The sequence below is a fragment of the Hymenobacter cellulosivorans genome, from assembly GCF_022919135.1.
In the GTDB taxonomy this organism is placed as follows: domain Bacteria; phylum Bacteroidota; class Bacteroidia; order Cytophagales; family Hymenobacteraceae; genus Hymenobacter; species Hymenobacter cellulosivorans.
Genome location: NZ_CP095049.1, coordinates 3,054,744 through 3,070,837 on the forward strand (window position 1 = coordinate 3,054,744; position 16,094 = coordinate 3,070,837).

Annotated in this window: 9 protein-coding genes; 1 reads left to right on the top strand and 8 read right to left on the bottom strand. The window is 57.6% G+C overall.

The features are described from left to right. Positions 1–6: 6 nt before the first annotated feature. Entirely contained in the window at positions 7–999 is a 993-nt protein-coding gene (locus tag MUN80_RS13000; RefSeq protein WP_244713409.1) for a coiled-coil domain-containing protein, read from the top strand. 211 nt (positions 1,000–1,210) lie between these two features. Here the strand turns inward: MUN80_RS13000 and MUN80_RS13005 are convergent, their stop codons facing one another. The 8 genes from MUN80_RS13005 to MUN80_RS13040 form a co-directional block, all read right to left on the bottom strand. Further along, positions 1,211–1,792 (bottom strand): hypothetical protein, encoded by a 582-nt coding sequence (locus MUN80_RS13005; protein WP_244713411.1) that lies wholly within the window; start codon positions 1,790–1,792, stop codon positions 1,211–1,213. A gap of 84 nt (positions 1,793–1,876) precedes the next feature. Continuing rightward, positions 1,877–3,922 (bottom strand): protease Lon-related BREX system protein BrxL, encoded by a 2,046-nt coding sequence (gene brxL, locus MUN80_RS13010; RefSeq protein ID WP_244713413.1) that lies wholly within the window; start codon positions 3,920–3,922, stop codon positions 1,877–1,879. After that, positions 3,922–5,124 (bottom strand): hypothetical protein, encoded by a 1,203-nt coding sequence (locus MUN80_RS13015; RefSeq protein ID WP_244713415.1) that lies wholly within the window; start codon positions 5,122–5,124, stop codon positions 3,922–3,924. Before MUN80_RS13015 ends, brxL begins: the two co-directional genes overlap by 1 nt. A gap of 18 nt (positions 5,125–5,142) precedes the next feature. Beyond that, positions 5,143–7,476 (bottom strand): BREX-1 system phosphatase PglZ type B, encoded by a 2,334-nt coding sequence (gene pglZ / locus MUN80_RS13020; RefSeq protein ID WP_244713417.1) that lies wholly within the window; start codon positions 7,474–7,476, stop codon positions 5,143–5,145. 59 nt (positions 7,477–7,535) lie between these two features. Then, positions 7,536–10,802 (bottom strand): Eco57I restriction-modification methylase domain-containing protein, encoded by a 3,267-nt coding sequence (locus MUN80_RS13025; RefSeq protein ID WP_244713419.1) that lies wholly within the window; start codon positions 10,800–10,802, stop codon positions 7,536–7,538. A gap of 149 nt (positions 10,803–10,951) precedes the next feature. Next, positions 10,952–14,389 (bottom strand): BREX system P-loop protein BrxC, encoded by a 3,438-nt coding sequence (gene brxC / locus MUN80_RS13030; RefSeq protein ID WP_244713422.1) that lies wholly within the window; start codon positions 14,387–14,389, stop codon positions 10,952–10,954. A 20-nt stretch (positions 14,390–14,409) separates the two neighbouring features. Beyond that, a complete protein-coding gene (locus MUN80_RS13035; RefSeq protein ID WP_244713424.1) occupies positions 14,410–14,955 on the bottom strand; it encodes a BREX protein BrxB domain-containing protein in 546 nt (181 codons plus the stop codon). After that, a complete protein-coding gene (locus MUN80_RS13040) occupies positions 14,939–15,670 on the bottom strand; it encodes a hypothetical protein (RefSeq protein ID WP_244713426.1) in 732 nt (243 codons plus the stop codon). The genes MUN80_RS13035 and MUN80_RS13040 overlap by 17 nt, the downstream gene beginning before the upstream one ends. Between the last annotated feature and the right edge of the window lie 424 nt (positions 15,671–16,094).

The following is a 16,094-nucleotide window of genomic DNA, read 5'->3' on the forward strand; positions in this document are numbered from 1 at the left end:
CAATTCATGTCCACTGCATTTACCGCTGCTTTACCACTACTAGAAGAGCTTAAAGAGAAACTTGGCAAATTAGATTCTGCTACCAAGGAGATTGAGAAGGCCCACCAGAATTCCCAGCAAAATCAGCAGGCAGCTACAGATGCCGTCGACGCGAGCAGGCATGTGGTAGAAGCTCAGCGGGAGCTTGTTGAGCAATTAGGACAGCAGCACCAGGCAAGCCTGGGAGAGCAGGCGAATTTACTTCGGGCTCATTTAGACGACCTTGTTCAGCGCACCGGCAATGAAGCCACCAGACAGCTAGATAGTCTCAGACAAGCTGGGACTGACGTTCAGGAAGTTATAAATAAGGTTCTTGAGCGGCAGCCACTATTACTGGCAGAGATAAAAGAGCAGCATACGCGCGGCTTGAGCGAACAGCAGGAAGTGCTACAAAAGGCTTCCCAGGCCTGGGCAACTTTGCTAGACCAGCAAATGCAGACAGAGCTCAAGCTACTGCATCAAGCCATTGAGACTCTACAAAAGAATACCCGAAGCCAACACGACGAGCTAAGCGCAGTAACCAATCAGCTGCAAGTGGCTACGGGCCGCATCACGGCATTTGCCGAAGCCATGAACGCAGCGAAATTCCTGACTAAGCTGGAAGGTATTGAATCCTGGCAGCAGGAGATTTTGGGCGGCATTACAACTGGCAATAAAGCGGCGGCAGGCAGTTTTGGCAAGCTGGAGGCTACGGCAGAGGCTCAAAATAAACTGGTTGAATCCAGCTTGCTGACAATCCGGCAGGAAGCTCTAAGCTCATCGCAACAACAACAAGCCGACCTTAGCAAGGGACTAGCACAGCTACAAGAAAACCAACAGAAACAGCAGAGAGAGATTCAAACTGCGTTGGATACGATGAGCGTGCAAAACAAGAATTCAGGCCAGCAGCAGCTTATTGTACAGGCATTGATATTAGCTGCCTTGGTTGGTTTGATACTCATGCATTTTTTGCAGCCCTGATTTCGGCAGTTGCTAGTGAGCACTAACTAGAGAATTATCTCATTATATCATAGCCTCACATCAACACAACTATGGTATCCAACCTGTTTGTTATCATTCGCAGAATTTGAGCGCAATATTATCGTGAACGCGCCAAAAGTTACTGAAACAACGAACAAAGCTCCAGATTTGTATAAGACTTGTTCGTTGTTTCAGCAACTATAAGGACATCCTATAATTGATTAGTCATTTCTTTCATCATTAATGACTGCAAATATTGTTCAGCCCCAAGCTGATCGAAGACACTTTCAATATCTGCATAACTGTTAATTGAGGTCCCTGGGGCTAGCACTGCTCTTGTGAGTTGCGCGACAGCATTCGTTTTAGAAATCCCACTATTAACCATCGATATCCATATTATTATAAGTTCATCAAAGATTCTATTCAAAAAATAACTATACTCTAAAGACTTTACAGATTCAATATTACCCTTTGAAGCCGAATCAATATATGGCTCGAAGTCCGAATATTTCATTGTAGTGACCTTCTTATTGGAAGAAAGATTGCTTTCCAAAACGGGAATAATTTCCCTTTGAGCAGTATCGGCATATTTATTCATGTTCGCCCTGTATGCTGTATGCCAGTCAGAGTGTTGGTTATTGATTATCTGGGGAAAAATCTTGTCAATTGTATACTTGCGATAAAAGATGTTTGCAATTACTTTTTGAGGATATTCTTTTGCAGAATATCTGCTTTTCCAAGTATTGAGTAAATTTCTGGCATCCTTATAGGTTGCGGTCAGGTCTACATTCATGGGCCAAAGGTGTTTTATAGGGTAAATTAAGATTTAAGTAGGTTTCTATATGGATTTCGATGCAAAAGGTAACGCCACCTGAGATTAGTCCAACAGCGCTTTGATTAAACAATCACGCAAATCAGTGTAGTACTGAATGTTGATTTTGGTAATCATCTCATCCGAAAGGTCGTTGAGCTGCTTGCGGGCATTGAGCGGAATGAGCAGGGTAGAGGCCCCCTTTTCCACGGCCAGCTCCGCCAGGTTGACGGCATTATAGACTAGGTCTATTGAGCCGCCCAGGTTTAGCTGTCCCACCAGAGCCAGGCCGCCCTTGGTGCTCTTTTCCAGCAGCGAGCTGCACAGGGCAATCAACACCCCCATCCCTAGGCCGCTGCCGTTCTTGGAGGCATCAAAAGAGCGTAACTGTACCGAGAATTCGTGGGCGCGAGGCTCCCGGTCGCCCAGCAGCTCCTTGGCTTTGCTGTACAGGTTTTGCTCGGCGAAGCGCACGCTTTCCTGGAAAGCGGGCGGGGCCGGCCGGTTGAGCACTTTCACCCCACTGCCCGGACCCACGTTGACCTCAATCTTGTAGAGGCCGGCGGGCTCATCGGTGCCGCCGGTGTTCAGTGTCCACACCTGCCCAGGGGGCTGGGGGTCTTCGCCGATGGTATTCTCGCTGTGCAGCTCGGGCGTGGTGACGAAGGTTTCGATGCCGTCCACGCCCAGGCGGTAGCTGAAATGGGTGTTGCGAAACTCGGCCGAGCCAATGCGCTTCTGCTGCTCTTTCACCCGGCGGCGGTATTCCAGCGCCAGTTTCACGGCCCATTCCAGCAATTCGTCTGAGATGGGGGCCGCTGGGTCGGGCTGCATCAGTTTCAGGAGCCCGTTGATGGTTTTGTGCACGGCGGTGGTGTCGCGGCCGCTCAGGGCCCCACCGAAATCTACCCGGGGCAGCACGGACGAAATCCGGCTGGTGTCGCGCAAACGCGTCCAGCACTCGGCCAGAAAGTCGCTGACCAGGCCAAAGTGGGTGGTGAAGTAGGCCTTGTGCAGCTTGGGGAAGTCCCAGCCGGGCACGAAGGCATGAATACGGTCCATAAAGGCCGTGTCGTCACGCATTTCTTTGGGCAAGGGGCCGAACAGGTGCCCCACCCGCTGTTGGTGCTCCACATCCACGTCGAAGTTGCCGACCAGCACTACACCGCCATCGGCGCGAATGGGCTCCTTGCCGCGGCTGAACTCGCCGCTTTCCATGTAGCCCTTCATGATGTTCACGCCGTCTTTCTGGTCGAAGCTCACGCCGGATACTTCATCGAAGCACACCACATCGTACTTGCATACCAGGCCCCGCTCCCCGTTGCTCAGATTCACGAACATCTTGGTGACCGTAGTTTTACCGCCGGACACTAGGTGCGAGTAAGGTGAAATCTGTTGGTATAAGTGCGACTTGCCAGTACCACGCGGCCCCAGCTCCACTAGGTTGTAGTTGCGTTCCACGAAGGGCAGCATGCGCACGAAGAGCACGTTTTTGGCCCGCTCGCTCATGCCGCCTGGCTCCATGCCCACGCTGCGCACCAGAAAGTCCTGCCACTCGGCCAGCGTAAACTGCTCCCGGCCCCGATACAGCTCGTTGAGCACGTTGCGCTGGGAGAGCTGAATGGGCCGCAGACTAGCAATGCCGAACGGCCGGCCGCTGTTTTCCTGCGCAATAGTGGGGTCGTAGTCCAACTCCACTTCGGCATAGAAGCCGCCCGTCAACATCCGGTCATTCTCGTTCACCATCTCCGGCGCGATGCGCACGTTATTCAGGCGCAGGCTGGGCAGGGTGGCCACGTAGCTATCGGTGCGGGCATCCAGCTTCGCGGTGATGATGTCAATGAGCTTGATGGAGCCTTTCTCGCGGGCTTTGGACTTGAAGTATTCTTCCTCGCCCGGCCGCACGGTGCGGTCGGCCAGTTGCCGCTTCACTATCTCCAGGCCTTCCTGAATTTCCTGCTCGTCGGTGGTGGCACAATAGCGCCCCAGCAGAAACTCAATGACGTAGGTGGGCACCGGGTAAGTTTTGCGGAATTGCTCCAGCAAGTCTTTGCGCACGATAAAGCCCTCGAAGGCGCGAGCGGCAATGTGGTCAATAGAGTCGAGTTCCATCAGGGGGCCAGAGTTACGTGAATAGCCACAACACCTGCCGCCGTGCGGGCTGCGCGTCGCAGCGACTGCCGCGAGAGAAGATTGCCACGCAAGTAAGAATCAGCGGTGAAGTTGCTAGCATCCCACTCTTCGCTACGCGAACTGCCATCCTGCAACGAAAGGGTAATAATTGCTTGCTTGCGCGCCAGAAGTGCGGCTTTAAACGCCGCTTCACCGGCGGGCTCAAACGTAATGGGCACTGGGCCGTGCGATGTGGATACGCTGGTGCGCACGGGGTCAGAGGCTCCATCTGCGGCAGGCTTCACCGTGACAGGTTTCTTGCTGGCTACCTTGCCCGTTGCCTTTGCCTGCACAATCAGCTGTAACGGCGTACTAGCTGTTACCGCAGGCCATACCAATGAGCCGGGCACCCGAAACGGGCCCTGCAAATCGGTCATTAATGAGCCGTACCGTTGTTGAAATTGTTCGTTCACGAAAGCTAGTAACAACGGATTTTCGCCCACATCAGCGCCGGCTTGGTGTCGGCGGCCAGGGCTGAGAAAATAGTTAGCTGGGTGTACGGTGCGTAGAAAATGTGCCACCATCTTCTCCCGGTCGTCAGGGCTAACAGGACTATCTAGGCGGTATATATGGTCTGGGGTACCCCACCAGGCGTAGTGGCCACGCGGGAATAAATGCTGGCAGGTGCTCTGATAGTCGAAGTCGTAGCCTCCGTTTACTGAGTGCAGGTGCGAGAGTTTCCAGCCACGCCGGCCGAGCTGCGGTGAGGGTGCTAGCCCGAAGGTTAGCTGCTGACGCTCCAAACCAGACAGGATGGTGGAAACGGGAAAAGAACGATCGGCAATGGCTGCGTTAAGCTCCGCGAGCGTGGGCTTGCGGCCAGATAAGGCCTGCGCAAAAATGAGCTGCGCAATAGAATTATCACAGTAAACGTAGCCGAAACCCGTGGGGTCGAGCGTGAGAAATCCCCGCCGTAGGGTGTCACGCTGCTTTTGAGCATACGTAGCGTAGCGGCGAATAAATACAATGGCTTGCGGCTGCGCGACGTATGCTAACAGCAGCTCATTCCAGTGCTGTACCACGTCAGGAGCAGGCAGATAAGGCTCCACGTAAGCAGCGTAGCATTCGCCAACGGTAGATACCGTTTGGAAAGGAACATACGGCAACTGAGCAGTGGAAAGGGTGGGATTCGTCCAAGCCATAAAATGAAAGTAACTATATCAGCCGCCCACCAGCGTGGACTGTTTATCCAGAATGGTACCGTCGGGGCCAAGCAGTACAATGATAGCCGGTTGGCCCATCACATCATCCTCCACATAAAGCGACGCCTTGCCCCCGGCAACAGCTTTCGGTCGGTGAACCAACAGCGTAGCGTTGGCATCCGTTAGGGTAGTGCGTAGGTCAACGGTAGCTCCATCGGGCGCATCTTCCACCACCACATTGCAGCGCAGATTAGTCCATTTCTGCTGCGTTAGCTTGCCTGTTACGGCTGTTGTAATGGTACCGGCTTTGCTGATGGTGAGCACCGGCACGAGGCATTCGTGCAGGGAAAGTCCCCCGTGGGCAAATTCCACGTTGGCCTTGAAGAAAGAAATGCCCGGCGCGTAGGTGATAAACTCATTAGGGTTCCAGCTCCAAGGCAGCTGCAGCAAGGATGAAGATGCTCCGGGCTTGAGCAGAGCGCAGCGGCCCCAGCGGGTATCTACCAGGTCTTTTGAAAGCTGCTCCTTAGGCAGGCCGCCCGGCAGCAGTAGCCAGCCGTGGTCGGTAACCAAGCGGATGCGCGGGGCTCCGCCCTCCAGGGCCCGGTCAACGGCTTCCTTCACCCGACGCAGTAGCTCCGGAATGCGGTGCACAATGCCTGCCTGTTCCTCATGGCCCTTGGTGTCCACATCGCCGATTTCCTGCCAGTAGCGCTGCCCACTCTGCGGGGCGGTGCCGAGAGACAGGTAGGAGTAGCCCACCTGGGGCAACGCGCCGCGAAAGTTGGCTGTGTTCAGCACCTTGCCGGAATCGGATAGCTGGGGCACGAAGTCGGCCACCGCACTTTGACGAGAAACGATGCCGGCCAGCGGCGACGACCAGGCTTTGGCCGTGGGCGTCACACTGGGTAGGGCCGACCATGCTGTGGTCAGCTCCACCTCGTAGCCTTGCTGGCGGAGTTGCGCGACAAATTCTTGAGCCACTTCCAGCCGGAAGGCATCCACGAACAGCACAAACCCTTCCTCGGTGGACGGCGGCACACTGCTGGGTAGCAGTGCACTGGCGTCGGCGCGCAGCAGCTGCTGAAACCGTTCGGTTACCATTTCCAGCCAGGGCTGGTAAACTAGCCGAACAACTGCCTGCACTGCTTCCTTGTCGGGGCCGGTGCTCACGGTGGCCAGGGCAAGGCGCATGGCTTGATCGGCTAGGTAGCCCTGCTGCTCGTAATAGTGCCGCAACTTGGTCAGGTCGTGGTTGGGGACGGGGCCGGTGGCTACTTGCACCAGGTGCAGCAGGTGCGGTAGAGCCTGCGCCAGCGGAGCGAGTTGCAAATCGGCCCATACCCAGGCGCGGCGCATACCGTGAGCAGCCTCCAAGGCTGTGAGCTGGGCAGCGGCGGCGGGCGGCAGCTGAGTGGCGGCCTTCAGCAAGCCCTGGCGCAGCACGGTTTCCTGGTCCTCGTTTACCTGAGGCCAGCTTTCGGGGTTGGTGGTGAGCATGCCGCCTAAGCCAGGCGGTTGGGCTTGTCGGAGCAGGGCCGGCAGCTCTTTGAACTTGTGCGGGGCGTGCGTGAAATGCTGCCACACGGGCTGCCACACGGCCTGCCGCCGAATGCCCAGCTGCTGGGCTACTGCCAGGCGCTGGTTGGCCTCGGGCGTGAAGTCGTAGCGGGTTTCGCAGAGGGTGCGGAACAGGGCCTGGCGGCCCGGCTCCAGTCCGGCCAGGTAGGCGTCGCCTTCTTCCAGCCAGCGCAGCACGCAAGCGGGCTCGTCGGGGAACAGAGCGGCCAGCACGTGGCCGGCATCGAGGGTGCCCTTGCCGTAGAGCGTTTCGCTTTCCTCAAACAGCCAGGGCAGCGCGTGCAGCAGGGTGTCTTTAGTGGCGGTGTCCGTGGCGGTGCGGCGGCCCTGGCCACTGCCGGGATTCTGGATGAAGGCGCTGATGGTCCACTCCTTACCGTTGTCCTGCAGCCAGACGACGCCCGTGAACTGGTATTCGCGCAGCGGGGCCAGCTGCAGGCCCTGCGGCTCGGGCGTGCGAAGGTCTTTCTTGGAAATGCCAGGTAGGTAGATAACCGGTATGGTGCCGGCCGCCCAGTCGGCGGTGGGGAGCGTGCGGGCTACCATGCACTTCAGCCAAACCGCCGGGCCTTGCCGGAGGTCGGCTTTGTAGTCTCCCAAGGTCAGCAGCTCAGGCAGCACCGGGCGCAGCAGGGGCAGCACGGCCTCCCACTGCCGTTCGGGGTCGGGCCACAGAATTACCTCCGGCGGCACCATGCTGCTGCTGTTGTGCTGGGCTACCTCGCGCAGGCTGGCCAGTACTTTGTCTTTCAGGGTGAGCTTGGGGGGCATGGAGGGCGCAGTGGGCTACGGAGCGGTGAAGCGAATGAATCAGGGGAAAACCAGGATGACTAAGAGGGCTTCTTCTGGCTTTCGGCGGCGTCGCGGGCGGCGCGCTTTTCGGCCAGCGTAAAGTGCAAGTCGTTGTCGCGCAGCTCGCCCCAGGGGGAGGAGGCGGGGTTTTTGCCCCGGTCGGTGCCCCACTTGATGGCGGGCTTGCGGCGCAGCACTTCGGCTTCCATGAAGGGGCGGATGTTCAGGCGCACGCCGTCGTTGAGGTCGGGCTCCCAGCCCATGGGCTGCTGGGCCAGGGGCTTCCAGCGCACGAAGATGTCGTAGGGGCTTTCGCCGGCCTGAATGGCTTTGAGCTTGCGGTCGAGGGCCTGGGCGGCCAGCAGGCGGCCATCGGCTCCGCTTTCATTGCGCTTCACCTGCTGCTCGCACTGCCGCAGCCAGTCGCCGAGGTAGGTGTAGATGAGCTTTTGCAGGCCCTCGCGGGTGAGCTGGTGGTAGTTGACGATGGCGCTGAAGCCGTCGGGGCGGCCGTCCCAGATGTGCCACAGGAAGGGGCGCTGCTGAAACAGCTTGCAGTGCTGGGCGAAAAACTCCTCGCGCAGCCACTTGTCCAGGTTGCCCTTGGCGCCTTCGCGGCCCAGCAGCGTTTCCAGCGTGGTGGTAGTGTAGGCCGCTCCGTACACGGCCTGCAGGTAGGTTCGCAGGGCTTCAGCGGCGGCGGGCTCGCCGTTCACGGGGGGCAGGCACACGATGCCGTCGCGGTCGGTGAGGTGGTCGTACTGCTGGATGGCGGCCAGGTGGGCGCGGGCTTCTGGGGCCAGCTCCATGTCGGCATCGGTTTCAGCGGGCCAGCGGTAGCCGAGCAGCCGTGCCAGCGCTACCTGCAGCGGGGCGGTGCTGGGCTCTGGGTGGCCGTGGAACAGCCACTGCGTCGGGTCATCGCTGTAGGGTAGGGGCAGGCCGTTGGGGTATTGGTCTTCGGCTACTTTCTGCCAGTGGGCTAGGTCGAAAGGGACTTTGGCTAATGTAGCTGTAGTTACACTTATTTTCTGGTCTATGCGACGGACACTCTTACGGAACTCATCTGAAGAACAAAAGCTCCAAATGGCAGGGAGATGCGATTCATCGAGTGGAACAATCATGCCCACATTTGCATCAAACTTATTTCCTAGGTAAAATGAACATGGTAGTTCACTCATTATTCCTATGGCTACTCCCTTCTTGTTCCAAATATGTTGCCCTCGCAAATCCATATGTCTATCAGGTTTCTGAGCTTTAGCAAATGCACGAAGCTTACCTTTCCCTGACTCAAAATAAATAGCATAATTAAAGCCATTCCATGTATTCTTACTGCTAGGGGTTGACTGGTACGGCTCCCATTTAGAATCAAAAGAGATTAATTCCCAAAAGTTTCTGATGAAAATAGGGTCATCTCCAGTTGAAATCCCTTTAGTAGATTTAGAATACTCATTCAGCAGCTCAGAATGTACATGGTCATCAAATGTTACACGGGCATCAGGGTTTCTGAGTTGCTGAGCTTGATTAACTTCTGTAGGAACGGAAATTTTTAGCGTATCATCTTTTAAAGCAGCGCTAGGTTCTTTTGAAACATCAATTCCAAGGAAGGATGTGTTTGAAGATGGTGGCGTGTTTACAAGACTGATTAGCATAACATTAAAGTCCCACATTGGCGTTTGAAAGCTTTTAGCTCCAAGCCTCGCTACAATACTCCAAGACTTGTTCTTCAGAAGCCACTCGCGGTACTTCTTATAGGAAGTCAGAAACAGCCAGTTTTGAGGGATTACAGAGCAAGCCAAACCGCCTTTCACAGCGGACTTAAGCATACGCTCCAGGAAAACGGTTGCTAAATCCCCCTTAGCTGCTTTATAGTGCAGGTCACAGTAGTTTGCCAAACTATCAGCTTGTTTGCCTCGCGACAAATACGGCACATTAGTAATCAGCAACGTGTACTTCTGCGCTAGCATTTTACCAGCTAGCGCAATGCCTTGGGCTACTACGCCCCGTTCCATTTGCTCGTCGTCGTGCTGGGCCTGCTCCTGGGCAATAACGGTTTCCAGCACTGGGCGCAACTCGTCGAAAGAGGCAGTGAGCATATCGGCATCTTGCGTGGATGGGTCAATTAAGGAACCTAGCTCCGGTGCTTTTTGAAACAAGTCATAGAGGCGTTTCATGCCGTTGCGCAGCCGTCCATCGGTGCCTGCCAGGCGCATCCAATCTTCCACTTTGCCTGTAGGAGCCACACCGCTACACGCCAGGTTCAGGGCTGGCAGGGGCCGGTAACCGCCGCAGAATTTCCAAGCGGTGAGGGCGAGGTTGAAGGCGGCAATCTGGGTGCAGCGGGTATCCAGCTCCAGGCCGTGCAGGTTGTCGGTCAGCACCCGGTCGGTGGCTTCTTCGGCGCTGATTTTCTCCTCGTGCATCCGCAGCCGGGCCAGCATGGGGAAGGCGGCGGCTACAAAATGGCCCGAGCCCATGCAGGGGTCCAGCAGGGTTACCTCGGCCGTGGTGGCGGGCCAGCCTGCGAAGGTGCCAGCAGCCGGCTGGCCATCGGGCAGGCGGCGCAGGTAGTCGAGGCGCACGGGGGGCTTTTCGCCGGGGTGGCGGGCCACCCACCACGCGCCGAGCGTGTTGTCGAGCAGGAAATGCACCATGTAGGGCTCGGTGAAGAGCTGCGTCACGGCCGGCAGCCGGGCCCCGTCAATCTTGTCGCCGCTGGCGTTTATCTCCGCTTTGCGCTCCGTCTGCCAGAACTGGTACACCCAGCCCAGGGCATCGTCGGCCGTGAAAATGGCTTCCTCCAGCTTTTCCAGCAGGCTTTCCAACGCAATCCGGTCGTCGGGCGCGAAGCTCACCTGCAGCAGCGGGTCTTCGGGCCGGAAGATGGCCGGCAGCATCCGCGAGGCGTAGGCCCCGGCGGCGCTCCATTTGTCGGCGTAGCCATCTTCGGGGCCCAGCTCGGCTACGTCTTCCAGCGTCACGCTCACGCCGTCGTACATCAGCAGGTGGTTGGCTTCTAGAAACCGGGCAAACAGCATCCGGTGCCAGTACTCGTAGGCCAACTCGGTGCTCAGGTAGTCCAGTGGCTGGCGGCCGTCGGTGGCGCGGGCATCGCCCAGTAGCCGCCCCTTCGCCCGCAGGCGCACCCGCAACTCTCGTCCGCCCGCGTCGAGGTGGCCGAAAGGCTCGGCCTGGTCCACGGCCAGGGCCGCCAGGGCATTGCGTGCCCCCGTTTCGGCCACTTTGCGGGCTTTGATGACGGTGTTTTCGAGGGTGCCCCGTTGGGGAGCGGTCAGAACGGACATGCAGTTTTTGTTCGGGCAAAACCTCACCCCGGGTTTCTCTTTGCAGAGAAGCCCGGGGTGAGGTTCGGGGTGATGGGTAGTGTATTGTGTAATCAGCCCTCAACCGCAACCAGAAGCAGCGGAGCCGGGTCATAAAGAGCGAGGTGAGCCTAGTTCAGAATCACCGACTCACCGTTATCTAACATTTCTTCCAACTCGGCGCGGAGGTCGTTCAGGTACTCTTCCAGCTCAGGGCGCGAGGCAATGGTGGTGCGCGGCAGCTTGTACATCTGGGCTTTGGGCTGCGTCAGCTTCACGGCCGCCGCGTGTACTGCCTGAAACTGCCCCGGCAGCGCGGCCAGCTTGGTTTCCCAGGTTTCCAACGAGGCCTTTTGCAGGTCGTTCAGCAGGCCGGCGGCGTCCAGTGGTTTCAGTTCAGGCTTCTTCAGCAGCTGGTTCTGGCTTAGCAAGTCATGCTTCTGCGGTTGGGCCAGTTTGATAAAATACGGGTCGGCCTGCAGCGTAGTCATGCGCGCATCGTAGTCGTCGATGTAGCGCTGCTTGCGTTCGGTCAGGGCGGTTTTCAGCTCGTCGGCCAGCCGCGCCAGCAGGGGAGCTATTAGGTCAGGCTCGTGGAGCAGCAGGCGGCTGGTGCGCAGCGCGTCGGCTTCCTGGCGGATGGGCTCAATGACGGGCGAGGCCGCCGGAGCCAGGCGCAGTAGGTCGGTCAGTAATTGCCACTGCGGCAGGCGCTGCTTGGCTGTGGCGGCTTGCTGGGTCCATTCGGTGTGGTGCTTGCGCAGCTCGGCTTGCTGCTCCAGCAGGCCCAATAGTCGCTCGTTGCCTTCACGGCCTTCCAGGTCGTGCAGGGCCTGGGTGTTGGGCGGCGTGGGCATGGGAGCGTCGCCGCCCGCCCGTTCGGCCAGGGCCAGCAAGGCCCGCAGGTAGTTGCCGGAGGCTGCCAGCTCCTCACCCGACTGGCACTTCACATCCGCCGAGGCGAACAGCTGACGCAGCTTCACCCGGTCCTTCGCTTCCACAGAGTGAACTTCCTTCCGGAATTCGGCCCCACTAATCTTGCTCTGGTTGAGCGTGGTTTCGGTGGTCGAAATCTGGTCGGTCAGGCGCAGCATCAGCAGCATGGTATCCACGGCGTCCTGCTCAAAGCCGTAGGGGCTTTTCATGAAGTGCTGCCGGATGGCCTTGCCCTGATGGGTGCCGTTGCCCATGAAGCGCAGAATCTCCACAGCCACTGGGTGGTCCTTCACGTCGTTTTTCCAGCCCACTTTGGCCAGCGCGTCGGGCGCGTTGCCGATGGCTTTGGTCAGGGCCGCGCCCCAGCCAGTGAAGTCGCCTTTCGCCTTGAACTCGGGGAACTGCCGGTCGGCCAGGCTGCCGAGGGCGTCGCGCACGTCGGCCATCACGTCGCCGGTGTCGATTTTCTTGCCGCCGGCCAGGTACACGGATGCTTCTTTGCAAGCCGCTTCAATCAGGTCCTGCAGGGCTTGGTGGGCCAGGCCGCGCTGGGTAGTCATGCTGCGCCGGGCCTGCTCCGATTCCGGCGACAGGTTATTGGCCTTGGCCTTCAACGTATGGTCAGCAGCCAAGTACCGCACGATTTCGCGGCGAATATCCGCGTCCCGATACTTGGCCACGTACACGTAAGACAGCGGTACGGCTGCGCCCTCGCTGCGTATTTCGTTAAGCAACAGGCTTTCCCCGTCGTTCCACCCGTCCCGAATCCAGACGTACAGCAGCCGGTTTTCGGTGGTTGGGCGGGTCGTCAGCTGGTCCCAGATTTCAAAGTCGCGCTTCACCCGGGAGGTACCGTGCACGATGTTGATGGCCTTGGAGCGCTCCTTGAAAAAATTTACGATTCTCTCCCGCAGCTCCCGCTGAATCTGGTCGCCGCCGGTGTTGGTCAGCTTGGCTTCGTGCTTTTTGTATTCCTGCTGCCATTCGGCCCCCACCTTGGTTTGCAGGCGGTATTCTTGGGCAATCTGCATCAGGTGCTGCTGCTGCACCAGCCGCTGGATGGCGGCCTTCACCTGCTCGCGGAAGTCATCCGAGGCTTGGTTCAGGTTGTCGAGCAGCAGGTCGGCAATGGTGTTATCGTCGGCCTGGATTTTGTTGCCCGGCACGTTGTCGGGCAGCAGGTCCAGCAGGAACACCACGGCCAGAATCCGGCTTTCCAGCTCGCCGTGCAGTCCTTTGGTTTTCTGTAGCTCAATCAGGTTGAGCGTTTCGTTGAGCAACACCGGGCTCTGCGACATCTGGGCCTTTTTCTGCCAGAACACGAAGTCGGCCGGTACGATGTGGCCCAGCGGCTTGTGGGCTACGTCGTTCACCCCGTCGTTCACGATGCGCAGCTGGCTGCGCAGCTGCCCGTCCATGCCGGCGGTGTCGATGATTTGCAGGATGCGCTTCCAGAACTTGCGCGTGGAAGGCAGCATGGGGTAGTCGGCGCTCAGCAGCTCCCGCTCGGCGGTGCTGTAGCTGAAATCCGAGCCGCTCAGGTTGCGCGAAATCTCGCCCAGCCGCTCTTCCAGCAGCTTGTTGAGCGGTACTACCGCCGAGGCCTTTTTGTGCAGTACGGTTTTGCGCGTTACGGTTTCCACGTCGGTATCCGAGAGTAGCACGCTCACCGAAAAGCGGTGAGTCAGGGGCAACAGCTGAGGCGTGTCGGTCAGCGCGTTCTGGCCCGTGGCTACCAGCAGAAACTTGCCTTCAAACTCGGCGCAGAGGTCCTGGGCTAGGTTCTGAATCTCGATGGTGCGGCTGCTGTCCTGGCCGATGAACTGCTGCACCTCATCCAGTACGATGATGGTGCACGGAATCTTGTCGCCAAACTTCAGCGGCAGGATTTCCTTTTTGATGGTGTAAATCAGCTGCTCCCGGCTCAGCATCTCATTCGGGCTCTGGGGTCGGAAGTTGCTCTCAAACCGGTCCAGCACCTGCGCTTCCGAATCGGCAAAGCTGGGCAGTAGCTCCAGCACAGCCCGCGCCAGAATGGGCGAAACCGACAGGTTCTGGGCTTCTTCTTCCAGCGTAGTGCCCTCAGCCACCATGCGGGCTACCAGGTCATCATGAATGCCTTGCTTGATGCACCAGTGCACAAATTTGAACAGGTGCAGCTGCGCCGGCAGGTCCAGCGCCTTCAGCAGCAAACTCAGAAACGAGTACCGGATGTCGGGTGAGGGAAAGTCCTTTAGTGTGCCGATGACAGCCAGCTTACCCTGCACCTTCTGCTTGCGGCCCAGCTCCACGAACAGGTCGTTTACTGGGGTTGGGAGCTGCTTAATCGTCCGGGCGGTATCCCCCGAAAGAAACTCAAAATCCTCCCACAAATAGCCCAGCATCTTCACCAGGTGCGACTTGCCACTACCAAAGAAGCCGCTTACCCACACGGCCGGCTGCTGCGGCTTTTCCAGATGCTTCAGGTAAGTATCCAGAATGCGCTGCAAGCCCCGCTCGTATTCGCCTTCGCACACGAAAGTCTCCAGCTCGTAGCGGACAATCTTTTGTTCCTGTGCGTTGATGTTAACAACCCCATCGTTGAGCAGATTGCTGGATTGCGGGGTGAGGGTAAATAAGTCGCGGTTTAACATGGAAGGGTAAGCAAGGAGGATTAACCCGTGATGGGGCGGGCAAGGTAGTTCCAGCCGTCGCGGGCATCCAGCAGACGATATTGATTTTGGCTGTATTCGCCGGGGAAGAAGACTAAGAGCCGGCCGCGGCAGCTGCTGGCCACGGCTTCCAGCACATCGGCCAGACGCACGAAGCCAAACAGGGCCCCGGCATCGCGCACCACGACCAAGGTTTGCTCGTCGGGCTGGCCCGCCTCAATGGCGGTGCGCAGAAAGTCAATGGCGTACTGTCGGAAGCCGACTTCCAGCTGCGTCATCAAGGCACTCGGTTTGGCAAAGTAGCTTTCCCGGTATTTGTGGGCTGCCATCCACTGCGGAAAGCAAGGTTTCAGCGATACCACGAGCCATTTCTTGCCGGCTTGCTTGGCTGATACCTCGAAGTCGCCGAAGTTCAGGTCGATTTTTCGCTGTTCCGCCGGGTCATATACCAGAAACCACACCCGCTCGTGGCCGGAAAGGGTATTGGCCCACGGCTCGCGCAACACCGACTGGAAGGCCAGCAGCAAAGATTCAACTTTCGAGGCCATGCAAGTCGAGCATTTTATAGAGTTGAGGGAAGGCGAATACCGTGACGGCAGCGGCGGCTTGGTACTGGAGCAGGTTGTGCAGGGCCGCTTCGGCGGCCAGCTTGCGTACTTCGGCCTCAGGCACGCCCAGGGCCTGCACCCATTTGCTGCGCAGGATAAACTCTCCCCGCTCGCCATGTAAATAGGCCAGCAGCAGCGCATAAGTCACCGCGTACAGTTGCGGTTGGGGCTGCACACGGCGAGTTTTCACTTTGCCTTCCAGGTACCCGGCTTGCTTCCAGGAGCTGGCCAGGCGCTGCGCAATGGCATGGGCGCTGCCCTTGCTGTACCGCTCAGGGTGCCGATGCTCAAGGCCCTCTAAAAATTGCCCTACCGTAGCGGCTTCCCCCAGCCGCGTGTTCAGGACCAGGTCAGCACTTTCGGCCAGTAGCGGCTCCCTCGTCAGGGCGAGCAACAGCGTCATAATGCGCTGGTCGGTTTCGCTGGCCAGGGGCCATAAGTAAGCAAAAGCGCGAAACGGGGCATATTGTGGATTGAACGTATAGAGCTTCTGGAGCAGGATATTGGTTTTATCCAGATTCGATTTCGTGCGCTTCCCTACTACGTTCTCGCTCAGCGAATCGTGAAAAGTGCCGCTGCCGGCTGCGTAATTCATTACCCGGGCCAGCTCCGCAAACATGATGGTGCGGCTCGTGTGGATAGTAGTGGTGATCAACTGTTTCGAGACAAAAGCCGGCAAAAAGCCTAAGATAAGGGTAGGACTTTTAGCGTAAAGCTACTCAAATACCTAAGCAGTTGTAGCGTGGCTGTACATTTTACCGTGTCATGCTTATTGCCCAAGAAGGTTTCTATTGCCTCTTCTAAGCTGGCTAATAGGTTAGTTATTATGTCAATAGGTGATGGTATCGATAGACACTACCTCACTCGAGCGGATCATATGCTCAACTTGGCCGTTGGTCTAAGCATAGGCTGACTTGGTTGGGTGGTGCTTCACAAATTACTTGCAGTAGCTGTAGCCAAAGCTGCGCTTGGTTATGGCCTTACAACGGACCACTAATATTTATAACTATATTGGCGTTCTTGACGATGAGTAAGAAACATCTCAGACAACAATTGACAGAATGTATCAATTGGGTAAT